General features: G+C 47.1%; 24 protein-coding genes. 8 read left to right on the top strand and 16 right to left on the bottom strand.

What is annotated here, in order from left to right:
• Window positions 1–33 precede the first annotated feature (33 nt).
• The 4 genes from DMN77_RS13620 to DMN77_RS13605 form a co-directional block, all read right to left on the bottom strand.
• Window positions 34–1,815, bottom strand: a complete 1,782-nt coding sequence (locus DMN77_RS13620; protein WP_179015433.1) for a cache domain-containing sensor histidine kinase — start codon at window positions 1,813–1,815, stop codon at window positions 34–36.
• Window positions 1,812–3,407: a response regulator gene (locus DMN77_RS13615; protein WP_179015432.1), complete on the bottom strand. Its 1,596-nt coding sequence runs from the start codon at window positions 3,405–3,407 to the stop codon at window positions 1,812–1,814. The genes DMN77_RS13620 and DMN77_RS13615 overlap by 4 nt, the downstream gene beginning before the upstream one ends.
• A 165-nt stretch (window positions 3,408–3,572) precedes the next feature.
• Entirely contained in the window at window positions 3,573–3,794 is a 222-nt protein-coding gene (locus DMN77_RS13610) for a helix-turn-helix domain-containing protein (protein ID WP_068782494.1), read from the bottom strand.
• A complete protein-coding gene (locus DMN77_RS13605) occupies window positions 3,746–4,087 on the bottom strand; it encodes a hypothetical protein (protein WP_068782495.1) in 342 nt (113 codons plus the stop codon). The genes DMN77_RS13610 and DMN77_RS13605 overlap by 49 nt, the downstream gene beginning before the upstream one ends.
• Before the next feature lie 228 nt (window positions 4,088–4,315).
• On the opposite strand from DMN77_RS13605, the gene DMN77_RS13600 reads away from it, so the two are divergent.
• Together DMN77_RS13600 and DMN77_RS24150 are read left to right on the top strand one after the other, a co-directional pair.
• A complete protein-coding gene (locus tag DMN77_RS13600; RefSeq protein WP_179015431.1) occupies window positions 4,316–4,528 on the top strand; it encodes a hypothetical protein in 213 nt (70 codons plus the stop codon).
• Between the two features lie 346 nt (window positions 4,529–4,874).
• Window positions 4,875–5,708 carry a methyl-accepting chemotaxis protein gene (locus DMN77_RS24150; protein WP_179015430.1) on the top strand — a complete coding sequence of 278 codons (834 nt, stop codon included), beginning with the start codon at window positions 4,875–4,877 and terminating at the stop codon, window positions 5,706–5,708.
• 107 nt (window positions 5,709–5,815) lie between these two features.
• Here the strand turns inward: DMN77_RS24150 and DMN77_RS13590 are convergent, their stop codons facing one another.
• Together DMN77_RS13590 and DMN77_RS13585 are read right to left on the bottom strand one after the other, a co-directional pair.
• Window positions 5,816–6,811 (bottom strand): Gfo/Idh/MocA family protein, encoded by a 996-nt coding sequence (locus tag DMN77_RS13590; RefSeq protein ID WP_068782498.1) that lies wholly within the window; start codon window positions 6,809–6,811, stop codon window positions 5,816–5,818.
• Between the two features lie 64 nt (window positions 6,812–6,875).
• Window positions 6,876–7,502, bottom strand: coding sequence for an SGNH/GDSL hydrolase family protein (locus DMN77_RS13585; protein ID WP_068782499.1), 627 nt, complete (start codon window positions 7,500–7,502; stop codon window positions 6,876–6,878).
• Window positions 7,503–7,887: 385 nt separating this feature from the next.
• On the opposite strand from DMN77_RS13585, the gene DMN77_RS23935 reads away from it, so the two are divergent.
• The gene (locus DMN77_RS23935) at window positions 7,888–8,010 is read left to right on the top strand and encodes a hypothetical protein (protein WP_256872382.1); all 123 of its coding nucleotides are present in this window, start codon (window positions 7,888–7,890) and stop codon (window positions 8,008–8,010) included.
• A 174-nt stretch (window positions 8,011–8,184) separates the two neighbouring features.
• Here DMN77_RS23935 and DMN77_RS13580 read toward each other — a convergent pair whose 3' ends face one another.
• Both DMN77_RS13580 and DMN77_RS13575 read right to left on the bottom strand, forming a co-directional pair.
• Window positions 8,185–9,363: a YecA family protein gene (locus tag DMN77_RS13580; protein WP_179015429.1), complete on the bottom strand. Its 1,179-nt coding sequence runs from the start codon at window positions 9,361–9,363 to the stop codon at window positions 8,185–8,187.
• Window positions 9,364–9,903: 540 nt separating this feature from the next.
• Window positions 9,904–10,779, bottom strand: coding sequence for a DUF6612 family protein (locus DMN77_RS13575; RefSeq protein WP_179015428.1), 876 nt, complete (start codon window positions 10,777–10,779; stop codon window positions 9,904–9,906).
• 448 nt (window positions 10,780–11,227) lie between these two features.
• Between DMN77_RS13575 and DMN77_RS13570 the strand changes: the two genes are divergently transcribed.
• From DMN77_RS13570 to DMN77_RS13560, 3 genes are all read left to right on the top strand, one after another.
• Window positions 11,228–11,815, top strand: coding sequence for an SLOG family protein (locus DMN77_RS13570; protein WP_068782502.1), 588 nt, complete (start codon window positions 11,228–11,230; stop codon window positions 11,813–11,815).
• A 48-nt stretch (window positions 11,816–11,863) separates the two neighbouring features.
• The gene (gene glgP, locus DMN77_RS13565) at window positions 11,864–13,480 is read left to right on the top strand and encodes an alpha-glucan family phosphorylase (RefSeq protein ID WP_179015427.1); all 1,617 of its coding nucleotides are present in this window, start codon (window positions 11,864–11,866) and stop codon (window positions 13,478–13,480) included.
• 186 nt (window positions 13,481–13,666) lie between these two features.
• Window positions 13,667–14,827, top strand: a complete 1,161-nt coding sequence (locus DMN77_RS13560; RefSeq protein WP_179015426.1) for a phosphodiester glycosidase family protein — start codon at window positions 13,667–13,669, stop codon at window positions 14,825–14,827.
• Here DMN77_RS13560 and DMN77_RS13555 read toward each other — a convergent pair.
• Both DMN77_RS13555 and DMN77_RS13550 read right to left on the bottom strand, forming a co-directional pair.
• The gene (locus DMN77_RS13555; RefSeq protein ID WP_068782505.1) at window positions 14,814–15,284 is read right to left on the bottom strand and encodes an AraC family transcriptional regulator; all 471 of its coding nucleotides are present in this window, start codon (window positions 15,282–15,284) and stop codon (window positions 14,814–14,816) included. The two genes, DMN77_RS13560 and DMN77_RS13555, sit on opposite strands and share 14 nt — an antisense overlap.
• Before the next feature lie 161 nt (window positions 15,285–15,445).
• Entirely contained in the window at window positions 15,446–16,432 is a 987-nt protein-coding gene (locus tag DMN77_RS13550; protein ID WP_068782506.1) for a Gfo/Idh/MocA family protein, read from the bottom strand.
• A gap of 209 nt (window positions 16,433–16,641) precedes the next feature.
• On the opposite strand from DMN77_RS13550, the gene DMN77_RS13545 reads away from it, so the two are divergent.
• Window positions 16,642–17,400: an SGNH/GDSL hydrolase family protein gene (locus DMN77_RS13545; RefSeq protein ID WP_179015425.1), complete on the top strand. Its 759-nt coding sequence runs from the start codon at window positions 16,642–16,644 to the stop codon at window positions 17,398–17,400.
• A gap of 433 nt (window positions 17,401–17,833) precedes the next feature.
• Window positions 17,834–18,826, top strand: a complete 993-nt coding sequence (locus tag DMN77_RS13540) for a chitosanase (protein WP_372775917.1) — start codon at window positions 17,834–17,836, stop codon at window positions 18,824–18,826.
• A gap of 168 nt (window positions 18,827–18,994) precedes the next feature.
• Here the strand turns inward: DMN77_RS13540 and DMN77_RS13535 are convergent, their stop codons facing one another.
• The 6 genes from DMN77_RS13535 to DMN77_RS13510 all read right to left on the bottom strand — a co-directional run bounded on the left by DMN77_RS13535 (window position 18,995) and on the right by DMN77_RS13510 (window position 26,208).
• Complete coding sequence (locus tag DMN77_RS13535; protein ID WP_179015424.1) at window positions 18,995–19,498, bottom strand: CYTH domain-containing protein; 504 nt, start codon at window positions 19,496–19,498, stop codon at window positions 18,995–18,997.
• Window positions 19,499–19,698: 200 nt separating this feature from the next.
• On the bottom strand, window positions 19,699–21,582 hold the full coding sequence (htpG, locus tag DMN77_RS13530; protein ID WP_179015420.1) for a molecular chaperone HtpG: 1,884 nt from the start codon (window positions 21,580–21,582) through the stop codon (window positions 19,699–19,701).
• A 586-nt stretch (window positions 21,583–22,168) separates the two neighbouring features.
• Entirely contained in the window at window positions 22,169–22,852 is a 684-nt protein-coding gene (locus DMN77_RS13525) for an ABC transporter ATP-binding protein (RefSeq protein ID WP_068782577.1), read from the bottom strand.
• Window positions 22,853–22,954: 102 nt separating this feature from the next.
• Entirely contained in the window at window positions 22,955–24,070 is a 1,116-nt protein-coding gene (locus DMN77_RS13520) for an ABC transporter permease (protein WP_179015418.1), read from the bottom strand.
• Window positions 24,071–24,157: 87 nt separating this feature from the next.
• Window positions 24,158–25,537 carry a sensor histidine kinase gene (locus tag DMN77_RS13515; protein ID WP_179015416.1) on the bottom strand — a complete coding sequence of 460 codons (1,380 nt, stop codon included), beginning with the start codon at window positions 25,535–25,537 and terminating at the stop codon, window positions 24,158–24,160.
• Window positions 25,534–26,208: a response regulator transcription factor gene (locus tag DMN77_RS13510; RefSeq protein ID WP_068782511.1), complete on the bottom strand. Its 675-nt coding sequence runs from the start codon at window positions 26,206–26,208 to the stop codon at window positions 25,534–25,536. Before DMN77_RS13510 ends, DMN77_RS13515 begins: the two co-directional genes overlap by 4 nt.
• Window positions 26,209–26,302 lie beyond the last annotated feature (94 nt).

Here is a 26,302-nt window from a genome sequence, read left to right as displayed (position 1 = left end):
AATCCATTGTCTTTTCTTTGGATTCTGGTCTTATTATTGGATTCCCACGAGCGGCAGCGTAATCCGTACCCTTGTTCCCTCGCCAAGCTCACTCTGAATCGTTACCCCGTAATCATCCCCATACAACAGTCGGATTCGATCATGGACATTGGCGATGCCAACGCCCGAGAACAACTGTCTGGAACCTTGACGCTGCTTCGACTTCGCCTCAGAAATCCGCTGTACATCCATTCCCTCTCCGTTATCAAGCACTTCACAGATCAGCTTCTGCGACTCCATGGAGACAAGTACACGAATAACCCCTTCCCCTTTCACATTAAACGCATGAAAGAAGGCATTCTCGATAAAGGGCTGAATAATCAACTTCGGTACATGGCAGCTCTCGCAATCCGGTGCAACATAGTAGTTGACCCGGATCCGCTCTCCATAACGGACATGATTAATGAAAACATAATGCTTCAGGTTCACCAGCTCCTGCTCCACCGATATCGTCTCGCTAACATTGCTTATCGTGTTCTGCAGAAGGGAGATCAAGGCGTGAATCGTCGCCTCCGCCTTTTCTTTGCTGCCTTGCTGCACCAAAAATTTGACCGAAGCGAGCGTATTGTAGAGAAAGTGCGGGTTGATCTGCTGTTGAAGAGCAGCGAGCTCGGCTGTACGCTGCTCCTTCTCCGTCTTGACCAACTGCTTCACATAATCATTCATTTCATTCAGCATGTAATTGTAAGCATGACTAAGCTGGCGGATCTCATAGCTTCCCGACACATTTACGTAGTTATGAAAATTTCTCAGATGCACCTTGGACATCTGCCTGGCCAGCAAGGTTAGGGAGCGGGTCATTTTACGCGAAATCAGGAAGACAACGATAAGTGCGGCTAGCACGATCAAGAGACATATAACAATGATCGACCGGGTATTGACCATCTGGCCTAACACATATCTCTGGTCGATCATATTCACCAGATAAAAATCGTAAGAAGGCAGGTATTCGGCTAATACAAGCTTGTCCTTTCCCCCAACACTCACCTTTTTTAAGTCGAGGCCATCCTGCTGAATTTCCCTGGCCAAAGACAACAGCTCGGCATTCTGCTGTCCGATCATTTCCGATCGGTTGCTGGAAATTACAATTCCTTCGGGATCCATGATCATGACATCATTGCCCTCGCTCGTAAAACTGCTGTAGAACGGCTTAAAATCATTTTCGTCAATCGTAATATAGAGCATTCCGTATTGTTGCCCCGTCGTCTGCTCTCTGAGCACCTTCGTAGCGACGATCGTCGGCCTGTTGCCAAGTGTACCGCCGGAGTCCTTATAGAGCTGATACATTAGCTTCTTCGGTTCGGCCTCCGCTCTCAACGTCAAGGGACTTTCCTTCAGCTCCTGTGCCAGCGGCTTGGCAAAGTTATAATTTCCGGAATAGTTCCTTCCATTGGACCCGACGATGGCAATACCAACAGAATATGCATCGACGTTCGACTGAATCTTTTTCATCTGCTGGGTCATGTTATAGTAAGCTGAAAAAGTCTTGATCGATTGCTCCGACTCTTTCTCCGTCAAAAAGGTTTTAAGTGTCCCGCTCTGCTGCGCATTGCCCGCTGCCAACACGATGGAGTAATGAAAGGACTCAAAATTGCTGCGAATTTGATCGATAACTTTGGAATTGGTGATGCTGAAAGTATCCAGGAACAGCTGCTCAGACATTCGTAAATTGACCCAAACCACTGATACCGCAATCGATATGATGCAAATGACCATAACAACGAATAATTTTATGAACAACCCATGAAATTTAAGACGCTCCAATATCGCCCTCATGTTTCCCTTGTCCCTTGCGCTTGAAAATAATGTCTTCGATATTGACTCGGTGACATACCTGTATTTCTCTTAAACACTTTGCAGAAATAACTATGGTCCCCATATCCGACTCTGCAGCCGATCTCAGAGATTGCTGTATCTCCGTATCGCAATAAATCTGCGGCTTTATGAATCCGCACCCGATTCAAATGCTCCTTGAAGCCTTCGTGATGATGCGCCGCGAAGAAGCTCGACAAATAGGACGGGTTGAAGTGGAAATGCTTAGCCATCTCCGTCAGCGTAACGGGCTCCGCATAATGCTCTTCGATATAGTCAAGCAGCAGCTTCATGCTTGGATTGCCTCCAGATCCATCCCCCATCGCATAGACACATTGCTGCGTCAAACGCTGGAATTCATCCAGAAGCCTCACGAGCTCTTCCAAATGCCGGGCTTGATCAATGATCTTGAAATAAGCGTATTTGGCCTCATCCAGCTTCTTCACTTCATAATGCATGCTTCCCAGCAAGTGGATCAAATTAAAAATGATGTTGCTGATCAATGACTTGAATTCAAACACATCGGCCGTATAATCAAGCTCCTGTGAGCGCACATATTGCCGCAGCTCCTCAAATGCCTGCTCCAGTTGAAGTCTGCGGACCAGCTCCATAAAGGAATTTAGCGGAAAGCTTCCCGCCTGCTTCTGAATCTTTGGAAGCTCACTATGAATCAGCACGATGTCAACCGGCAGGAAAAAGCGGTATTCCAGCAGCTTAAGCAGACTGTCCCGATATGCAGCCCTTAACTGATCCAACTGATCAAATCCCCTGCTTAACACCCAAATAACCTCACCCGTTTCCGAGATGGAACCAGGGTAGAGCATTTTCAACTTTTCCGGAATCATCTCGTGGTCTTCTTCCTTAACATTAAGCAGGTATACAGCCATATCCGGATACCCCGGAACCTCTGCCCCAGGAAGCTCAAACGCCACCATCTCGCAAAAGAACGCTTTCAGTTTTCCCAGTACGCTGCTCTCCGTCCGGACATAATCTGTTTCCGCTTCTGCCTGGAGGCAGGATGGTGTCCCCAGCAAATAGAAACAGGGATGCGGCAGCCAAGCCGCTCCCAGCCGAGAATCCAACTCCACTTCATAATCAGAGAGAAGTTTCTCCAACACCAAGTTGATAGTTTCGCTAGATTCCCCCTTCTTCGTCCCCTTCCTGCAACGGGACGGAAGCCTGCTCACCGTTTTGTGCAGCACATCCAGCAGAGCTCCCGTCTCAAGCTGCGGCTTCAGGATATAATCCGACACCCCGCTCTGAAACGAGGACCGGACATAATCGAACTCGCTAAAGCTGCTAAGGACGATGACTTCAATGTCCGGCCAGCTAGTCTTGATCAATCGGGTCAGCTCTTCTCCATCCATCACAGGCATCACAATATCTGTCAGCACGATTTGCGGCTGAAGCTTCTCGATCAGGTTTAAAGCCTCTTTGCCGTTCGAGGCTTCGCCTACAATTTGGAAGCCATGCTGCTCCCAGTTCAGTATGTATTTGATTCCCTGCCGAACGAGCAGCTCGTCATCTACGACCAATACGCTATACAATTCGCTCACCTGGACCTCTCCTTCAAAAAATTGTCCTCATTATAGGTCAAAGCTTATTCATCCGTCCAGCCACAGCCCATAGAAAAAAGGCCCCCATCCGCCACTGAACTGTGGAATAGAAGGCCTTACTCTTAATTCGTATGAACAGCATCTACATTACACATCAATTCTATCTCATTCCTTGTTCTCTTCTTTGATCATTTCCAGAAACTCCAAAATAATATCAGAAACGGCGTCTTCCTCCGAAGTGTAAATGTACTTGCTTACTCGCAAAATGTCACCTTTGAATAAATCGATTAATTTCAAAATAGCTTCTTCATCATTCTGCTTCGCTAGCTGCAGCAAACTCAGGAACTCATCATCCGGGACATCTCTTGGAGCATTTTGCGCTTCCATTTGCTCACCCCTTGCTGAGTCATGTTTAACTCACGGGCTACTTCTCCTTCCGTCTTGTCCTGCATAAAGAGCTTGAAAATAATCGTCCTTCCAGTACTGGAGGGAAGATCGTTGATCAACTGCTGCACTACAATTTTATCATCAGAAGATGTAGCAAAATTGGTTATGGCTGGCTCGTATACGCCTAATGAACATTCCCGTCTTTTCACGACTTTTGCCCGATATTGCACCCTCCAAGCGATTCTGTACACTTCTTTGCGATATTGCTCATAAGCGGTTTTGTGTTCTTTCAAAACTACCTCCCCCTTCCACTTTCATCTTCTACCTATAGGGCATTTTTGAGGGTAGTCTTACAACCATTAATATGTCGGATGCTTATCATTATAACATTTTTTCTAATTTATGGTTGTATTTTGAGGCTATTATTTTCTCTATATAGTGAGAGCGGTAATTTCAAAGATCAGAAAATGGTGTTTGAATAGCTCTATGAAAGGGAACTTCCATGAGAGGAGGGCGTGAACATGCAAGTTGCTGATATCGTATCTCTGGTCACTAATGTTGGATTCCCCGTCACTCTGTGCTTCATTCTGATTAAATACGTGCTGCAAAATGTGAACGACAAACTCAACAGTATGGACAGTGTACTGCAAGTTCTCTCCCAGGAGATCAAAAGCCTGGATGAGAAGGTTCATGAAGCGAGAGCCATGGAACAAGCCGACTCCAAAAAAGAATGAACGCTGATCTCCATCCGCACCTAAATCCCGCAACGTTCCGCTTATCGCCCAGTAGCCTAAATAAGGTGTCGAAGAGGAAGTAATCCGCAGCAGCCAATTCCTCACTGCCCCCGGGTTACTTCCTCGTCTTGCTGCATTCAATTCTATAACGAATGTTCATCATATCGTATATATTTAGCGTATGACCCGATCAATAATTTTAGAAGTACTGCATATACTGGTTATTTATTGTCTTTGGCGTTTTATGCATTCATTCTGTTGTAAATAGGCCTACACTATCATTGTCAAATAATGTCGAGAAAAGATATAATTACTTCAAAATTTAATGAGATAGGCAGGTCGGTATATGAATCCATTGGATATCCTTATCGAAGCGGTACCTTATATCAAGAAGCTGGTCAAAGAAGATATTATGATCGGTATAACAGACTTGGAGAAATTTCTATTCTATATGCCTTCACAAAAAATAGATTTCGGTATTACTTCAGGTACCCCGATCCCCAAGGATGATGAGAACCTGCGCAAGGCGCTGAACGGGGAGAACTCCGTCACCCATATTGCGGAGCATATCTACGGATTTCCAATCATAGCTACTGCCTCTCCGGTCTACGACGAACACGGAGCCATTATCGGCGCCATCGCGACCGCAGAATCTTATGAGAACAGACAAAGGCTAGAGGTAGGCATGCAGATGATGAACACGATCACCGGGCAGCTGGTTGACATGGTGCAAACCGTCGCGGCACATGCAGAAGAGCTCACAGCGACAAGTGAGCATATTATGACGAATACCCGGCAAGCTGTGGATAATTCGGCGGAGATTAATGAGACCGTCGGTTTCATTCAAGAGATTTCCAATCAGACAAACCTGCTCGGATTAAATGCCGCTATTGAAGCGGCGCGGGTAGGTGAAGCGGGAGCCGGATTTGGCGTGGTTGCCAAAGAGGTAAGGAAGCTGTCTGTCAGCACCAGAGACGCAAGCGCTAATATCGCTGCTACACTGCGTAGCGTTCAGGAATCCATCCTGCAATTGGAGAGAGACTTCGAGCAGATCGCCCATTCGTCTCAGGAGCAGGCCGAGCTCGTCACTGACTTCATGAATGTCATCGAACGGTTGAATGAGTCCAACAACAATATGAAGAGCTTTATCGAAGGATTGCTCCGCTTCTCCCATGAATAGAGCCAATTTCATTCAATTCCTGTTTGCGTAATACAGAAGCCGCTGGTTCGCCCCTCTTAACGGAGAGTTGAACCAACGGCTTTTTTTATACAAAATGATCCTTCCGCTTACTCAAACGGATACTTCAGCTTCCAGTCGGCCCTTAACTGATCGAGCAGGCCCATTATTGACAGAGACTCCTCTAACGAAATATGCGAGCTCTCCTTATCCCCCCGAAGCAGACATTCGCCCACCTCTTGCGCTTCAAAGGCATAGCCGATCGAAATCCGATCATCCGTAAATACTTCCTCCTCCGCGCCTTCTACTCGCAGCGAAGCTGTCCTTGCATTCAGGAAGGATGGAACATGAATCATGCCTTTCGTTCCGTAAATATGCGCATCATTGTTCATATTAAGCCGGGTGGCCCCATGCAGGGAGGCGCTTCTGCCAACACCGTAATCCAGCAGAACGGAAAATTGCTCATCCACACCGGTCTTTCCAAGCTGTACTGCACTATGTATGCGTACAGGATGAGTTCCGAAGATCATCGAAGCGAAGGAGACCGGATAAATCCCAGCGTCCAGCAGGGCTCCCCCACCTAGCTGCGGATTGAATAATCTGCCTTCCGGGTTCCAATCCGCGCAGAATCCAAACTCCGCCTTCAACAGCTTGATCTCACCGATTCGTCCATCCTTGATCCATTGTCTCGTCTTAACAATGGCTGGCAGGAAGCGGGTCCACATCGCCTCCATCAGGAACAGGCCCTTCTTGGCAGCCAGCTTGATCATCTCTTCCAGCTCGGAGCTGTTGACCGTAAACGGCTTCTCGCACAACACCGCTTTGCCCGCTCGCAGGGCTGCTATCACATTGTCATGATGCTGCGGATGCGGCGTTGCTACATAAACCACATCAATCTCCGGGTCCTTCAATACCTGTTCATAGCTGCCATAAGCACGGGGAAGTCCATGCCTCTTGGCAAAGTCATCCGCCTTCTCTTGTGTTCGTGAGCCTACGGCAAATCCTTCCCCATTCGTCACATGAACCAAATCCTTCGTGAATTGCTCGGCAATCCAGCCTGTACCCAAAATTCCCCACTTCAATTTCTTCCCTGCGAACTCTCCCATAACCTTTTACCCTTCTTCCATAGAATAATTTCCTGTTAGAGATGTTCCAAAAAGCTTAGCAGTCTCACAAAGCCTTAACCGCACGAAGCCATGCTTCAGCCATCAACGCATGACCTGCCGCAGACGGATGTACGCCATCCGGCGCCCAATAAGCAGCGTCTGCCCGGGATACGGCGGCTGCGAACAATCCGTCAAGCGGAACAAGCAAGGCGTCGAATTCCCTCGCCAATTTACGTACTACCTGGATCTTCGGGTCCAGATCAGAGCGCCAGGCCAACCGATCTTCCGGTGTCGGCAATACGAAGGGTTCCATCAAAATCAGCTTCGCTCCCAGCCGCTTCTTCGTACGCTCCAGTACTTCACGGCAACCTGCTTCATAGCTCTCGACCGGAGTCTCATCGTTATTGTCAAACCGTCGCCAGGTGTCATTGATGCCGATCAGAATCGATACCCAGGTCGGTTTTAGAGCAAGGCTATCCTCCTCCCAGCGATTCTGCAGATCTACTACCCGGTTGCCGCTAATCCCCCGATTGTAGAAAGTCAGCCGCTTCTCCGGATACAGATAGCCTAGCCGGGAAGCGACCAGATTGGCGTAACCGTTTCCAAGTGATGCCGGGTTGGAATAATCCCTACCGCAATCCGTAACGCTGTCTCCCTGAAAGAGTACGATTTCATCGTTATTCAGCAGCATTTTCTCGTCTCCTTTAGTTTCAACTACAATCCTTTAACTATAAACATTCAACCAAATTCAGAATAAAAGAGGTTGTCCAAAAAGTCCACTCTTGATCAAAAGGCTAATATTTATGAGGTCGTTCTCCACGAAAACGTGAAAACCCCGTTTCTTTAGCTACTAGCTTCACGCAAACGGAAGCGTTTCGTAAAACGCACCTCGGAAACAGCCGCTTCGGTACTGAAAATCCGCCCTTTGAGCCGACAAAAGTATATGTATTTAAGCGCAAGAAAAAAATATTTTAAAAAAGTTCAAAAAAATGTTTGAAATTTGACACAAAATGTTCAATAATTAGATTAGACACAGATCGTTCACAATTACATCAACAGCGACAAAGGGGCTGATTATGATGATGTGGGAACCAGGAAGCAGCAAAGCCAAGAGCAATGTCTTTGGACTGATTATTGGTCTGGGCATTTTCTATGCTGCATTTTATATCGCGTTTACCCTTATGGCAGTTCATCACTAATGTAAACGGGATATGTAACCGTTGTCAAAATATTTTAGCGGAAGATCGAAAAAGTTGGCCTGGAGAAGAAAGAAAGCCGACTTTTTGAACATCTGCTGTAAGTAGACATTCAACCAATACGAGCTTTCATTCAGAATAAACCTGAGGCATGACGCCTCAGGTTTATATTCTTTTTTATTTACCGCAGCATTTCTTGTATTTCAGACCACTTCCACACGGACAAGGATCATTACGGCCAATTTTCTTGGAAATGACCTGATTCTTGACTTGTGCCCGGAATGGAGGCACCGCCGCTCTGTAGCCTGACTCCAGGTCCTTCGATATCGCGCGTCTCTCTAGCGGTGTATAACCGCCGTTCGAAGCCAGACGTGTATGGTTATATGCTTCGGTCACCAGATAGACGACCATTTGCACCTGCTCCATACTATCAAATTCGATATCTCTTCGTTCAAATTCATGCATGATCTCCTGAATTGGCGCTTCCATAGAGCAGGCCAGCTGAATGTCGTCGACCAAATCATCCACAAATTCAGGATCAGGACGTAATTCCTTGATAATATAGCTTCTTAACGCCGTAAGCTGAGGAGTCATCTCATAATAGAGACCATTCGAATATTTCAACAATTCGTCCTTATCGGGCACATGGTAGCTCTTGCCCTTCATCTTCTCCAGCAGCCCCTTGAATTCAGAAGCATCATCGGAGTAGACCAGATCCTCAACAATCAGGTATCCCTTGTACATACGGAATAGCTGGTCTCTGCCGCTAAACTCTTCGTATAAAGCTTTGAGCTCCTCAACAGTAAGCTTGTCATCATTTTGCTCATTGAAAATCTCCACCAGCTTGTCCGGCTTGATCGCACCATATAAATTCGTAGCAGCAGAGATATAGCGGAATACAAGCTGATATCTGTTCAGAACCTTGCCAAATGAGCTGGCTTCCAGCTCAGCATATGCAGCCTTGACTTCATCCGGTATAAGCAAATACAGCTTATTGTCCGTAAAGTAGCTGACCACCAATCCGCGCTCCAGCCAATAGGCATAATATCCGTAAGGGACATAATTGTCCTGTAATACGGAATCTTCCGCAATCGCTTTGAGCACTTTCCATTCCTCGGCTCTGGCCAGCAGAAGCGTTGTCTTCAGAACCTCCCGATCTGTAATGCATTCCAGCAATTTGTCGGCAAGCTCGCCCTTTTTCAATTTAGAACGCCCAGGCACCTTGTACACCGACGCCAATGCAGCTAGTCTTGTCTTGGTAAGACCATGGAGAATTTCCTTCAGACTAGTCGTAACTTCGCCAATGATAGCATGCTGTATGTTCGTTGCTTCAAATTGGGCTTTGTTGTCTAACATGTATACACCTCATCCAATCCAATCCTTATGCGCAGCTCAAACACCCTAACAGAAATTAGTCAGGCCGCGCTCTATTTATCTATTATACACGATAGGCGCAAGTCCGGGCTGCAAATCACTAATAATTCCCATTGTTTTTATAAAAAGACTAACTGCTGTTTAGCACTAAATCAACCGCTGTAGCTAGTTAGCCTTAATTTTTACTATTCCCGGATACCTCTTCTATTCTACTCCGAATAAGCCGTATCAATAGCTTCCTGTGGGATAAGAATCGGTTTGATCGCCCCAAATTGAGAGCAGGACGAGTCCTGCGTCAAATGCATGGAGAAGCCCTGTCCATTCGCAGCCCTCTATTCATCTGAATCCTCCAAATGATAAGCTATATCCTAATAATTGATCATATTTCTAAATCCAGAGATAAGGACTTTATACCTAAGTATGTAGAAGAAGCGCGCTTTTTGTAAAGTTCAGCAAATAATAAGACGCATCATTCACGGCAATGACTGCCAAATGAATGATGCGTCTTCAAGTTATTGATTCTTATTGAACAATCGCGTTATCCAATGCTTCCTGTGGAACTTCAATTGCGTCGATCTCGTTGAATTTGGAGAAGGCCGAATCCATTTTCATCTCCATCGATACCTGCTGTCCTTCCGCTTCCATATCCATATTCATTTCAACAGACATCTTGGAAGGCAGATAAGTCTCCTTATTGATGGAATATACGATATTAATATTATCGATATTCATTTGATCAAGCACAGCCATTGTCTCTGCCTGGTTCTCGCCACCGTTTTGGCTTAAGAGCGATTTAGCCAGTTCCTTCATGTTGTCGCCGGACAGATTGGCTTTCAGCACGTAGTCGCCGCCTTCTTCAGTGACCTTCATTTCGCCGGCGATCGTTTTGAATTGCTCGATCTGTTGGGTAGCATCAGCGGTATCCTTTGCAGCGTCCTTCAGGGTGGCGATCATGGTCTCATCTGTCAGCTTCACCCAGGATCCGCCTGTAAGCATGTAGATCCCGTCTGCAGTAATATACTGCGTAACGTCCTGATTCCCCAGGTCTCCCATCGCCATATGCAATTCCTGCTTCATAGACAGCGGGTCCTGGATAATGTCAGACTTGATTTCCATATCGATGTTCTGCTCCTGGGTGTCCTCGCCCACCTTAACAACGAGATGCTGCTTGGAAGTCGCCGTCATTGAGAGGCTCTTCAAATCTTTCATTGCATCCGTTAGCTTCGTGAGCAGTTCATCCGCTGCTGGCGCAGCCACACCTTCGTTTGTCTTCACTGCTGCCGATGCATTTGATTCCGCACCGGAACTTGCATTATTGTCCGCCTTTTTGTCCTGGCCACATCCTGTTAATCCCAAAGCCAGAACTACCCCTAATAGCAATACCACCATCTTCTTCATACAGTTTCTCCTCCTATTTCTAAAATGGTCATCCAAAAAGTCCGCTTTTGATCCCGAAGTAACACAGAAAGTAAATTCGACACCGAATCTTGAATTCAGCAGGACCTAAGCATATGCTTACGAAGTCATGTTTCCTGCGGAAACATCCCAGATGCTCATATACTCAAAACGTACGCTCCGCTCCTCAGACCCAGGCTTCATCCAACTGAATGTAAACGCACTTGGAAGCAACAGCTTGGGTGCTGAAAACCGGCCTTTTGGGACTCGATTGAAACATAGACCCTATATTACCCAAAACAGTATGGAAAAGAAAAGGGACTTTCCTCCTAAATATAACTAATCTGTTCCCAATGAGGTGCGTAGGCTCTCTGCCGTTATAAATCGCCTTCCTGGGCCAAGACATATATAATAGACACGAATCTGCATCGCTCGGAAAGGAAGTTAAATCTTGAAAAATCTTTTGGTTACAGGTTACCGCGCACATGAACTCGGAATATATAACAATAAACATGAAGGAATCCCGTACATCCGCCAGGCGATTATCTCGCGCTTGATACCGCTGCTGGAGGAAGGGCTGGAATGGGTCATTACACCGGGACAATACGGCGTAGACCTATGGGCCTGCGAAGCCGCAATCGAGCTAAGAAGACAGTATCCGGCGCTCAAATGCTCAATACTTACTGCCTTCAGCCACCCTGAAGAGCAATGGAAAGAGGATAAAAAGGCTTATTACCAGGATTTGATCGCTAAGGTTGATTTCTATGCTCCTGTCAGTAAAGAGCCCTATAGAGGTCCATGGCAATTTGCCGCCAGGGATGAGCTGCTGTTCCGCAAGACCGATGGCATTTTGCTTGTCTATGACGAAGAGATGGGTGAAGCGAGTCCAAAATACTTGAAGCAGCGGGCCTTGAAGAAGCAAGCCACGGAGAATTATACCGTGATTATGATCGGTGCGGAGGAAATCCAGGCCATCGCTGATGATGATCGTCAGCATTTGGAGAAGGAAAGTACGGCGCAGGATGATATCCTCTGGTAACGCCCGGATGTCGGCCTCATATCATGGGATATAAGGAGGCGATTGGCAATGACTCAACAGCACCTGCCGACTGTAGCTTATTTCAGTATGGAGTTCGGACTTGAATCCAGTTTCAAAATATATGCGGGAGGTCTCGGTATTCTTGCCGGCGATTATATCAAGGGCGCCAGAGATGTCGGTGCCCCGATCATAGGCATCGGTATCAAATGGAAGCAGGGATATACCGATCAGCATATCGATCCCGATGGCAAGCCTTACGATGCTTATCATAACTACATGTATGAGTTCCTTGAGGATACAGGGGTACAAGTCAGCGTAACAATTCGCAACATTGACGTTCACTGCAAAGTGTGGAAAACGGAGAAATTCGGCAATAACCCGCTATATCTGCTCGATACCGATATTCCGCAAAATAGCGATAGCTGGATTACCGGACAATTGTACGGATGGTTTGGTGAAGAGCGCATCGCTCAGGAGATTGTGCTTGGCATCGCGGGAGTCAGGGCACTTCGGGCGCTTCAGATCCCGGTCGATGTATATCACTTCAATGAAGGACATGCGGCGTTGGCGGCGATCGAATTGATCCGTGAGAAAATGAATGCCGGCCGCTCCTTCGAGGAAGCCTGGCAAGCCACTCGGGACGAGGTTGTATTTACCACCCATACACCGATCCGGGAAGGCAATGAATCCCATCCGTTAGAGCGGCTTGAGTATATGTCCGCCTTCAACCATCTCACCCGCGAGCAAATGGAGCGCATCGGCGGCAATCCGTTCAATATGACGGTTGCCGGGCTGAGGCTGTCGCGCATTTCCAATGGCGTCGCCAAACTGCATGGCATCACGGCCAATAAAATGTGGCAGGATGTAGCCGGCCGCTCAGAGATCATCAGCATCACGAACGCCATTCATACGCCGACCTGGGTTGATCCGAGAATAACCGCCGCTTACGAAAGTAATGGGGATCTGTGGGCCGCGCATATGGAGCTCAAGCGTGAGCTGATCCGCTTCATCGAAGAGCGCTCCGGCATAAGCCTGAATGCCGATCATTTATTAATCGGCTTCTCGCGCCGAGCGGCTCCTTACAAGCGAAGCGACCTGATCTTCTCCAAGCCAGAGCTGATCGCGCCTTATCTCGAATCCGGCAAGATCCAGATCGTCTTCTCCGGCAAAGCTCATCCGCTTGATGACACCGGCAAGAGAATCGTCAGCAATCTCGTCGCCATGATGAAGAAATACCCGGGAAGCGTCGTCTTCCTGGAAAATTACGATATGACGATCGGGGCGGCGCTAACCCGCGGCTCGGACATCTGGCTCAACAATCCGCGAAGGCCGCTGGAGGCGAGCGGTACATCGGGAATGAAGGCAGCGATGAACGGCGTGCTCAACTGCTCAATTCTGGATGGCTGGTGGCCAGAAGCCTGCCTTGATGGTGAGAACGGTTGGCAGTTCGGTGACGGCTTGGAGACAGACAATACTGAAGCGCTGGATCGCCATGACAGTGAAGCATTATACGAGACGCTGCTGCAGCGAGTATTACCTACCTATTATGAGAACAGGCCGAAGTGGGTCGAGATGATGCGCAAAAGCATTGAAACCACACGCGAGCCGTTCGCCACCAAACGCATGATTGAACAATATTACAATAAAATGTACATCAAGGAGTAGCCAGGTTAACCTGGCAAGTTAAAGATCGCTATTGGGTTAAACAGGGGGCTTAAAGCTCCTGAATTTAACCTAAGTGGCGATCTTTTTAGTTATTAGGAATTAATTATTCGACAAAATTTCCCTTTTATCGCATCATTTCAGGTATAATACACTAATACACAATACCTATAAAGGAGATTCAGCTTCATGAAAAAAGTAATCCTACTTGCGGTGCTGCTGTTCGCCTGCCTGATTCCAGCCAGCTATGCCGCTCCTCCTGCCAAGAACTTCGTGCTCCTGGATGACAAAAGCAATCATTCCTTCATTCCCCTACGTTCCCTGAACGGAATGGACGGCATCAAAACCGGATGGACGCCGGCCGAGAAACGGATCGACCTCATTCGGGGCGAAACGCAGCTAACGATGCACTTGGGGAAGACCCAAGCGATCCGTAATGACAAGTCCATTAAACTGTCTGATGCTCCATTCACCGAAGGCGGCATAACCTTCGTGCCTTTGCAGACTATTAAAGATTCTTTTCCAGTATCGCTGGAATGGTCGAAGGATACGGCTTCGCTCACTATACATAGCAAGGCATCCGAGGCTTCCACAGAGAACCTGCTTACCGCCTTACTTCCTTACATAACCAAAGCCGCATATGGCAAACAGGACAAGCCGATCATCAGCGAACGGAAAACATTTAAGGTTGGCAGCAAATCCTATAACACGCAAATGGTCACCATATCGCTCCTGCATCCAAAGGTCTCGCTGGATGTTGTCCTTGCCGGAGATGAAGCAGGCAATGTCGAGGAGCTCAGCAGCATCGCCAAGCGCAGTAAAGCGACCGTAGCCATTAACGGAACCTTCTTTGATGCCTATACGACAGGAAGCTATAAAGGCCCGTACGGTTATATCATTAGTGGAGGAAGCATAGCTCATAAAAGCTCCGGCGACCGGCGTACGGTATTTACCTTTGACCACAATCTGTTGGCTGAATTAATACCCGGCGCGGACTTCCCGACCAGATTCGCTGAGGGGGACATCCAAGGCGGGCTGCAGGCCGGACCGCGACTGATCGTAAATGGCAAGGTTGCGCTTAATGTAGTCGAGGAAGGCTTCAAGGACCCGAAGATTCTGACTGGCGGTGGCGCCCGCAGCGCGCTCGGCATCACCCGCGACCATAAGCTGATCCTGCTGACAACTGGCGGAGCTACGATCCCCCAGTTGGCCGAGATGATGAAGCAGGCTGGTGCTTACCAGGCGATGAATCTGGACGGCGGAGCATCCAGCGGACTCTACTATAACGGCAAATACTTGACCACGCCCGGGCGCAAGATCAGCAATGCTCTTGTCGTTAAAGTCCAGTAGATTCCGTAGATCGGACAGGTACACATATCTCGCAGTACTCATTACGAGTCATATCACCCATGTATCTTTCCATAATCGGTCTTTGATCCATTTGATAACCGCTGTCTTGAAGAGCGGGGAATAGGTTGGACCATGCCTTTTCGATATCCTCTGCCGTATGTTTGACTTTAAAGGTCATATATTCACCACGAGGCAATATGCCTTCACAAATCGCATTATCCAGTGGATCGTCCTCGGATAGCACAATACACGCGTCAAATCGGCAGTGTTCAGGAAGCGTGGTTGCCGGATTATCCTGGGGAATTCCGAGTAAAATCGTCGATGCCGTAAGCAAATTCCGCTCCTTGGCCCATTTTTTCAGCGTCTCCATCGCCTGATGGTTGGCTGGACCATAGGGACCCGTCTGGCGAACATATGCAATTCGATATTGCGGTATCACTTCGACCTTAATATTCATGCATTTTCATCCTCTCATAGGGAATATCTGATACATTTCGAATGCTAACATGGTATAAAAAATATTCATAACTTTTTTTCTATTTCCAATTCTGAAGATCAAAAAAGTACGAGCCATTTATTATGGTCTCGTACTTTTTGTCATTTGTATTTTTGCGCCCCCTAATTCGAATCCGCAGGGAAGCGTATACCGATTTGCCGTCTTGCTTCTTCCATAATCTCCGCCACAAGCAGAGAATGGATAAGCGAGTTGACACTGCTCTCGCGCAGTCCGGTCTCGATCAGATCAATGAACTCACGAGCTTCATAGAACATCGATTCCTGCATTTGCGGCTGCCGCAAATCCTCAATCGTGCCATCGCGATAAATGATTTTCACATCATAAGGCTGATTAATCCGCTCGATTACCAGCGTTCCGTTCTCCCCTTGAATCTCCGCTGGCAGATAGGAATCAGCGATCTTCGAATACATCACCGCTGCATCCATTTCATCATAATTCATAATAATGCTGCCTTCGCCATCCGCACCGGACGGCAATAAAATTCCGTTAGCCTTAATTTGTTTGGGCTTTCCGAACAAGGTGACCATCGGGTAGATACAATAGGTTCCAAGATCCATTAGCGCTCCGTTGGAGAATTCGGGATTAAAAGCGTTTAATACCGTTCCTTGCTTAAATGCATCATAACGGGAGGAGTATTGACAATAGCTCGCAAAATACCTGCGTACTTGCCCCAGCTTATATAAATTGTTCTGAACTACCCGAAAATTTGGCATCAGCGTGGATTTCATCGCTTCCATTAACAATACATTGTTGCGTTTCGCAGCTTCGATCATGTTTCGAGTCTCTGCCGCATTGGATGCCATCGGCTTCTCACACAATACATGCTTTCCCTGATCCATACATATAATAGCCTGTTCCATATGGAGAGAATTCGGGCTGGCGATATATACAGCATCTATTTCCGGACTAGATGCCATGGCTGACACGTCTGTATATACGGTCGGATTTCCGTATTTGGCACCAAAGGCTCTCCCTTTCTCTTCTGTACGAGAATATACCGCTGTTAAGGCGAAGCGTTCCGTTTCCATTGCCGCATCAATAAAGCGCTCCGTAATCCAGTTCGTTCCGATAATTCCGAATCGCACCATACTATTCAACCCCTTTTTTCTCTAGTATTAATAAAATATCCGATTTTGAACACGCTATCAACATTCTCTCATGAGAAACATCACATGTCTACCTTTCACAAACCCTTCATCAATATAGAATGAATCAGCCGCCAACACACTTGCGTTTTGCTTGGGCACTAATCTACAATAGAATCAAGATCATGAAGCATGAAAATGAGGTGAGTACGATGAGTGAGCGCGACGTTGACTTGATGAGCGGAGACACCAAATATATGATTTCCGGTGATTCTATTTCCAAAGGAGTCATCTATGATGAAGAGCGCAACAAATATGTTATTCTGGAGGACAATTATGTCTCACTCCTGCAGCAGAAATTGAAGGGCGCGGTCCGCAACACAGCCCGGTTCGGCAATACCCTGATGAAGGGCTTCAGCAATCTGAAGCGAGATGTGGACAAGGATAAGCCCAATGTTGTCTTGATTGAATATGGCGGCAATGACTGCGACTTCAATTGGAATGAGATCGCCGATAACCCCGAAGCGGAGCATAGCCCCAAGACGGATTTCAATACATTTGAGAAAATGCTGACGGAAGCTATTGAATATTTAAAGAAGCAGCAAATTACTCCTATTCTGATGAACCTGCCGCCTCTAAATGCAGATAAATATTTTAAATGGGTCAGCAGGAGCAGTCCGGATGCCGAGAAGAACATTCTAAAATGGCTGGGCAGTGTAACGAAAATATACTGGTGGCAGGAAAGATACAACTCTACCATCCTGAAAGTCTCCGAATTGACGAAGACCAAGTATATCGACGTACGCGGCGCATTTCTGCAACACCCAGACTTCACCAAATTCCTGTGCTCGGACGGAATTCACCCTAATCAGGAAGGCCATCGCATCATCAGCGAGAAGGTGCTTGAATTCGTGAAGAGCAACTATCAATACCTTCTGCTCGACTCCAAGAACAATCTGGCCTTGGAATAAAGCTAAAGACAAAGATCCAGATCTCGATAATAACGATTCGAGAATGGGTCTTTTTTGCGGTCTGAAATGATTGGCATAGGATGTTACGTCTCTTAATCCTGACCTTTAAAAATAGCTCTATACATATCCATAATTATCCATTATAATCATATTGCACCATAGATAAGCAGCCGGGATAAAATATCCCTCGCACCATGCAGATTCCGTTTGAGCCGGATATTTTTTATCCCAATAAAGTTTAAGCGCTTAAATTTAAAGTGTGAGGAGGTCGATCATCCCAAGTATATTATTCCTTTAATTATTACAGCATTCAATGGAACATCCGGAGGTTATTCTTCATCCCAAAAGTTAAAGCGCTTTAATTATCAAATTAACATCCACGCCTGATTATCAAATTTGCCAAAATAAATGATGGAGGGAATTAGGAATGAAAATGACACCCGAAAAAGGAACTCATCCTAAGGGAAGATTTACAGCGATTATGCTCAGCTTTGCCCTGCTCAGCTCAATGGTCTCATTTTCCGGTCCTGTGCAAACAAAGGCATATGCCGAGCTTCTTGATAACAATACGGATACGGAAGCTACGCAAACTTTGACCCTTACGGAAAAACAAACTAACGCTCAAGAGATCAGCCCTATGGCTGCTGAAACCCCCGAATCCAAATTTTCACCGCAAACCCTTCAATTTTTGAAAACAAATACGGGCCTTGACGCAGAACAGTGGGATAACATCATGAAGCTTGTCAACAAGCCGGAGCAGGACGACCTTAACTGGACCAAATATTACGGTTATTGCGAAAATATTGACGACGACCGCGGCTATACGATCGGCATTTTCGGAGCCACCACAGGCGGGCCAAATGACGAAGGGCCGGATGCTCCCGAATTATTCAAAGAATACGACCGGATCAAAGGAGCCAGTAACCCAAGTGTGGAAGGCGCGCTGAAACGGCTCGGAATTAACGGAAAAATGAAAAATGGCATTCTGGTTATTTCAGACAGCAACAGCACCTTCGTTAAAAAGATCAACAGTCTGCAAAATGACTCCGCCTGGAGAGAAGCTATGTGGCGCACCTTCTATAATGTCTACATTAAATATAGTGTCGATCAGGCCAAAAAACGCGGCTTTAATTCGGCTTTGACCATCGGTTCTTTTGTCGACACGGCATTGAACCAAGGGGCAACAGGCGATTCCGGCAGTCTGCAAGGCATCCTGTCCCGCTCGGGCAGCAGCAAGGATGAAAAGACATTTATGACGAAATTTTACGCGGAGCGCACCAAAGTAGTTGATACCAATCAATACAACACACCTCCAAACGGTAAAAATCGTGTCAAACAATGGAGTACGCTCCTGAGCATGGGAGAGACCGATCTGAAAAACGCCGATGCTGCGATCAAACAAGTGACTAATTGGAAATTGAAATAAACCCGATGTCCGGGTAAATAAGCAGCTATACTAGAATAAAAAGCAGGGGGCATCGCCGAAGATGCGCCCTGCTTTTCTTCATTTACATATATATTATCACTCGTATTTCAATTGATACGCACCAGCCCCATAAACTGCAAAGAGCGTCCTATTTTACACTTTCTCGGTCTATTGCCCCTTCCGGGCCTGAAGCTCCTGCCATACTTTTTTATTGCTGTACTGCTTGTCGGAGCTGATATCCTTGCCAAACCATGCAGGTGCAGCAAAGCTCTCCGCCTCTTCCAGCGAAGCAAACTCCACCTCCAGCACCAGCAGCTGAATTTGTTCGTAATCGTCCATTTCGATCACACGGTCTCCCCATACCGCCGTAGTCCGTTTTTTAATTAGCGGCACAGCTTGATGAGTATCAATCATTTGTTCATAGATCCCTTTGGAGATGGAATACTCCACTTCCTCCCGGGCAATCCCGTGACCTTTTTTGAAGGTATGCGTATATTCGACTTCCCCGCTGGCCAGATCATGAATTTTACGGACTCTCAGCTCCTGATCTCCATGCAAAGCGAGATATGTCTGCTCGATGATCTGCTCTCTTTCAATCTGAATCTCGCCTTCTTTGATCCTATTCGCCGGATACTCCGACAATAGAAACTTACGTTCAATTTCAAGTGACATCACAATTCTCCTTAGTCCTCAATCTAAGCTCTGATCCATTCCATTTTATCTCATCTGCTCTTAAGTATAACATTGCCTTTCAAAATAAAATATCCTGTCCCACTTCGCTCCGTGAGACAGGATATCGCTGCCAAATATGCCTTGGCTAAACCGCTACTCATATCTAGCATGACAAATCTGACTAAACTCTTCAATCCATGCTACTGCATGATTTTGCAAATATTGTTGGTGAAGTCAACCGGATCTTCAATCGGCAGACCTTCGATCAACAGGGCCTGATTGTAGAGCAAGTTCGTGTAAAGATTCAGTTTATCTTTATTATCCACGGCAAAAGCATCCTTCATCGCCTCGAACACTTGATGATTCACGTTGATTTCCAGCACTTTATCAGCCTTCACTTCTTGGCCGCTTGGCATTGCATTCAGCACTTTCTCCATTTCGATCGATACTTCGCCTTCAGAGGAGAGACAGACCGGATGGGATTTAAGGCGCTTGGACGCTTTGACCTTCTTCACTTTACCGCCAAGGAAGCCGCTCATATACTCGAACAGGTCTTTATTTTCCGACTCGTCCGCTTTAGCCCCTTCATCATTGGCATCTGCTTCGATACCAAGATCGCCACTGGATACGGATTTGAATTCCTTTTCCTTGTAATTCATGATCACTTTAATCGCAAACTCATCGATATCATCGGTGAGATACAGAATTTCATAGCCTTTATCGGCTACCATTTCCGTCTGTGGCAGCTTCTCAAGCCGTTCAACCGACTCGCCGGCGGCATAATAGATATACTTCTGATCCTCTGGCATTCTCGATACGTATTCATCCAGGGTCACCAGCTTCTTCTCTTGAGAGGACGTGAACAGAAGCAGATCCTGCAGCACTTCCTTATTCATGCCATAATCATTATACACGCCGAATTTCAATTGACGGCCAAAGGACTCATAAAACTTCTCATACTTGTCGCGATCATCCTTAAGCAAGGCTTGCAATTGGCTCTTGATCTTGCTCTGAATGTTTTTGGCGATCATTTTCAGCTGACGGTCATGCTGCAGCATTTCCCGAGAAATGTTCAGCGACAAATCCTCGGAATCAACCATCCCTTTGACGAAGCTGAAATAATCCGGCAGCAGGTCGCTGCATTTGTCCATGATCAGCACGCCGTTGGAGTAGAGCTCAAGCCCCTTCTCATATTCCTTGGTGTAATAATCGAAAGGCGTCTTCTCCGGAATGAACAGGATCGCATTGTAGACGATAGCGCCGTCGGCCTTGATATGGATATGCGAGATCGGTTTGTCGAACCCGTAACGCTTCTCCATGTAGAAATTCTCGTAATCCTCGTCAGTCAGCTCGCTTTTGTTCTTGCGCCAGATCGGCACCATGCTGTTCACTGTCTGTTCTTCGACAAAATCCTCGAATTCATTCTCGCTGCCTTCCTTAGGACGACTCGATTGAATATCCATCTTGATCGGATATCTGATGAAGTCGGAATACTTCTTGATGATCGATCTTAAACGATACTCTTCAAGATACTCGTCGTAATTCTCATCTTCCGTATTCTGCTTAATCTTAAGCGTAATTTCCGTACCTACATTATCCTTCTCACAAGCCTCAATTGTATAACCATCCGCACCCGCGGAATGCCATTGATAGGCTTCGTTGCTGCCCAAAGCGCGGCTAGTTACCGTAACGTCGTCGGCTACCATAAATGCGGAATAGAAGCCTACGCCGAACTGCCCGATAATGTTATGTCCATCCTTCGCTTCATTTTCATTCTTGAAAGCAAAAGATCCGCTATTGGCGATGATCCCCAGGTTATTCTCCAGTTCTTCCTTCGTCATCCCGATACCTGTATCGGAAATAGTCAGGGTGCGGCTCTCTTTATCCACCGCGAGCTTAATATAGTAATCGTCTTTGTTAAAGACCAGATTATCATCGGTCAAAGCTTTGTAATAAATCTTGTCAATCGCATCGCTCGAATTGGAGATCAGTTCCCTCAGGAATATTTCCTTTTGTGTGTAGATGGAATTGATCATCATTTCCAGCAATCTTTTGGATTCTGCTCTGAATTCTTTCTTAGCCATGAATGAATAATCTCCCTTCAATGATATCGTTAGGATCACAGTGTTAAATTTCTACATTCCACTCTTAGCACTCATACATCCAGAGTGCTAACACATAACTTTATATTAAATATCCTAATTTTCAATGTCAATATCTCCTTGTGATATTCGTGCTTTTCTATTCGTCTCTCCAATTTGAAACCTGTTAAGAGCATTTCAACAGCAAGAACTTGTTTAGATAAGCGTGGAAATCACATAGAAATTCTAAAACCAGCCTGATCGCCTCTATCCAGCGGTCAAAATGACCGTTATAGCAAGAAAGAAACAACTTCGCTCTCCTAATGGTCACTTCTGGCCTTTAGAGGAAAAAACGCGGTGACCAAAGCGATTTTTGCCCTATCGCGAAATAAGTGTCCATGGCAAAGCGGGTATATCCAAGCTTCAAACGCTACTGGTCAATCTTGTCCGCTAGGTCGAATTGAATAATTGGGTGCAACCGCCGGTTTGAAAACACAAACGGGGCGTCCCCGGGTCGGATGATCGACCTTTGAGACGCCCCCTTGAAGAAGCCATATGCTGCCTGACCAGAGCCCGAGGCGGATAACCGTTACAGTTCTCTCTCCGACAACTTGCCGTCTTCGATGTATACGATGCGATCACACAAGTCGAGCATCCGGTGGTCATGAGTGACCATGACGGCGGCTTTGCCGCGCTGCTTCACCTCAGCCGCCAGCATCTCCACGACGGCTCGGCCCCGCTCAGAGTCCAGACTGGCCGTCGGCTCATCTGCGAGAATGATCTCCGGATCATTCATCCAAGCCCGAGCGATGGACACACGCTGACGTTCTCCACCGGACAAGCTGTCCGGATAATGCTTCAAGCGATGTCCCAGACCAAGCTCGCGCAGCAGCTTCTCTGCCTTGGCGTGTGATTCCCTGCGCGATTTGCCGGCTAATTCGCCAATCAGAATCAATTGATCGATGACGCTGAGATAAGGAATCAAATTGGCCGATTGAAAGACGAAGCCAATCTTGTCGAGCCGGATTTGGTTCAGCTTCTTCTCCGGCAATTGGCTAATCTCTTGATTACCGATCCAGATTTGTCCGCTAGTTGGCGACAATAGCGCCCCGGCAATCGAGAGGAAGGTACTCTTTCCAGCACCCGAAGGGCCTACAAGAGCGACAAATTCGCCCGCCTTCACCTCCAGTGAAATGTGATCCAGCACCTGCACAGAGGTGTCCCCATCACCGTACACCTTGCTGATATTTTGCAGCAGCAGCTTGGTATTCACAGCAGCTGTGCCTCGTGCGCCTGCAAGCTTAGCAGCATTATTTTCATCGTTGTCGATTTGCTTATTCAAGTAATCCGTCGCCTTATTCATGACTGTACTCATTTACATCGCCCTCCCAATCGCTTCAATCGCATCTACCTTAACAACGCGGAACAGGGACAACAGCGAGCCCAGTAAGGACACCGCGATGAACAATACCGCACATCCGGCAACCACCGACGTGTTCAATTGGAACGGCATGCTGTCCGGAAGCACCATTGCGACGCCATAGGTTAACAAAATACTGATAGAGAGACAGACCAGCGATAAGGTCAGTACCTGCAGCACCAGACTGCGAGCGAGATAACTATTTTTGGCGCCAATGGCTTTGAGCACGCCGAACTGGCTCATTTTTTGAATCGTAATAACATAGAAGAAAACAGCCAGTACGAAGGCAGCGATTATGAACAGGAACGCAATCATCATAAGCAGAGAACCCTGCTCCTCCTGGTAACCCGGGATTCCCTTCAGCGCTGTATCTTTATTTACGATTTCAATGCCTTGCACCTTGCTGGTGATCTGATCCGCAATCGTCTGGCTGCCGCTCAGGGCAACAGCATTATATGCCGCATTCCCCACAGTGGCTGGCCTGCCGGCCTCGGTGGCTTCCAGGCCTTTGAAGCTCATCAAAATAACAGGAGTATGGCTGTAGGATTGGCCCTCGGTGAAGCCCACAAGCTCATATTGCTGCCCCGATGCCTGATCCTCGATCATATCTCCGAGCTTAAGCCCTTTATCGGCAAAAGTCTTGTCAGCGACCGCCTCATGGTCCGCTCCGGCAGCCATCAACCGCCCTTCCTTAATCACCGGGGCCAGCGTGCCCTCCGGATCGATCCCGAAGAAGGTAGCGTCCATTTTCTTGGTGTCGTCTACTTTGGCAATTGAAGTCATTTTCACGCTTAGCGGATTTAATTCGACGCCCTGCTGATCGCTGGATGCCTGCTGGATTTGCTTCCAGGTATCTTCCGTGATCATCGAACGGTTCAAGCGGTGATCCGCATCCTGCTGCAGAATTAAATAGTCTGCCTTCATATTTTGAATGGATGACGCATTAGCGTAAGATAACCCTTGCGCCAGCCCGGTTACAAACAGAACGAGAAAAGCAATGAGAACCATAATGAGTGAAATGAGCAGGTAGCGCGTCTTGGCATGCTTCATCTCCCGGATTGCTAGAAACATTGTGTTCATCTCCTATCCTATAAGTAGAGTAGATCTCTTTATGCAGATAACTATAGGACTAGAATATGAACGCAATATGAACAACAATTACTTCATCGGCAAAATAATACGGAATACCGATCCCTTGCCAGGCTCACTCTCAACCTCAATCCGTCCCCCGTGCAGGGTGATAATTCTGTTCGTGATCGCAAGCCCCAGACCGCTGCTGCCTTCCTTGCGGCTTCTCGTCTTGTCCGCGCGATAGAATCTCTGAAAAATATTCGAAATATCCTCCGCGGCAATACCGATCCCCGTATCTTCCACTTCAACGATACATCTGTCATCCTGCTGCTTCAGACGAACGAAGATCGTCCCGCCTTCTTCAGTATATTTGATGCTGTTCGTCAGCAAATTAATCCACACTTGCTGCATAAGCCTGCTATCGGCATAGATCATGATCGAGGGAAGATCCATATCGATGGCTAATTCCTTCTCGCGCCAGCTCCATTCGGTCATGAACAGGACCTGCCGGATCTGCTCGCCGGCATCAAAGCTGCTCTTCTCCAGGATCGCCTCCTCCTTATCCAGTGAGGCCAGCATTAGCAGCTGCTTGCTTAACTGCGACAACCGCTTGCTCTCGTCCTCGATGATGGACAAGTAATGACGCCGCTGCTCTTCCGGTAAATCCGCATGCAGCAGCGTATGTGAGAAGCCCTGGATGGAGGCCAGCGGCGACTGCATCTCATGCGATACGTTGGAGACGAACTCCTGCCGCATCTCCTCCAGCTGTTCGAGACTTCGCGTCATATGGGTGAAGCGATTGGCCAGCTCGCCGATCTCATCCTTTCTTTTCAAATCCAGCTTGATATTGTACTTCCCTTGGGCCAGCATTTTGGTCGCTTCCGTTAATTTGATGATCGGATGAACGACCCAACGCGTATTAAATACGAACAATAGGATGCTCATCGCGATGGTAAGGGCCAGAATGATCGCGAAGAAATTTCGCAATTCCCCGAACTGCACCTCCACATTAGGGCGGATAAATAGCGCGAAGGAATCCTCGGCCGTCTTGAGCGGAACACCAATCGTATTTTTTAGATCATTGTCGAAAAAACCGGTTATGAACAAGCCCGGAGGAAAATTCGCAATCCCGTGATAAACTTGTCCGTCAAGTACGCTCTTGACCACCTGCTGATCCAGTTTTATCCCGCGGAAAGACCCTCCGTAGAAATAACCGCTTCCCTGCTCGTTCACAATGTATAACTGGTAGCCGAGATCGCCAACATGCTCCAGATAGTCGCTCAGATTAACCTCGCGGTTCGTCTCATAAAAAGTTTGAATTTGTTCGGCCATCTTACTGATCTTCTGGTCGTTATACGGCTTCAGCTTGTGTTGATAATAAATGTTCGAAGCGATAAAAGCCGTGATGCTGCTGACCAGAATAACAAGAATCGACGTGAACAAAATACGGATATACAGCGATCTCATGAGGTTGCCGCCTCCAGCTTATAGCCAACGCCCCGCACCGTCGTAATAACGATATCCTGATTGTCCTTGAAGCGGTCGCGCAATCTTTTGATATGGACATCGACGGTACGGTCATCCCCGTTGAAATCGATGCCCCAGATCAGCTCGATCAGCTCCTCGCGCGTAAAGATTCGTCCCGGATAGCTGGCCAACTGAAATAGCAGCTCAAACTCCTTCAAAGGCAGCATGAGCTGCTTGCCGTTGCAATGTACTTCGTATCCTTTACGGTTCATAATTGTATCTCCGAGCTTGATCGACTCCGCACTCACCATCTGATAACGTCTGAGCAGCGCTTTGATCCGAAATAACAGCTCCTGCGGTTCAAAGGGCTTTGTCAAATAATCATCGGTGCCTACCGAGAACCCGCGCTCCTTATCCGCCAGCTGATCTTTGGCTGTTAACAGAATCACTGGAAAATCATAATACCGTCTGATTTCCTCGCATAATTGAAATCCGTCCTTGCCAGGCATCATGACATCTATGATGGCGAGATCAATATGGCGGGAGAAAAGAAGCTCCGATGCCTCATTGCCATCAGCCGCCTCGACCACCCGATATCCCTCATTCTGCAAATGATAGCTCACCAGCTCGCGAATATGCCGATCATCATCAACGATTAATATATCTAACATGATTACTAGCATCCCCCTGTACAAATCATCCCTGAATACAGTCAATATATCGCACTCCATGCGATATCTCAAACACGACCATTGGGGCACCCCT

It is taken from the genome of Paenibacillus sp. 79R4, from assembly GCF_013393165.1.
In the GTDB taxonomy this organism is placed as follows: domain Bacteria; phylum Bacillota; class Bacilli; order Paenibacillales; family Paenibacillaceae; genus Fontibacillus.
This window is presented reverse-complemented; position numbering and strand designations above follow the sequence as displayed.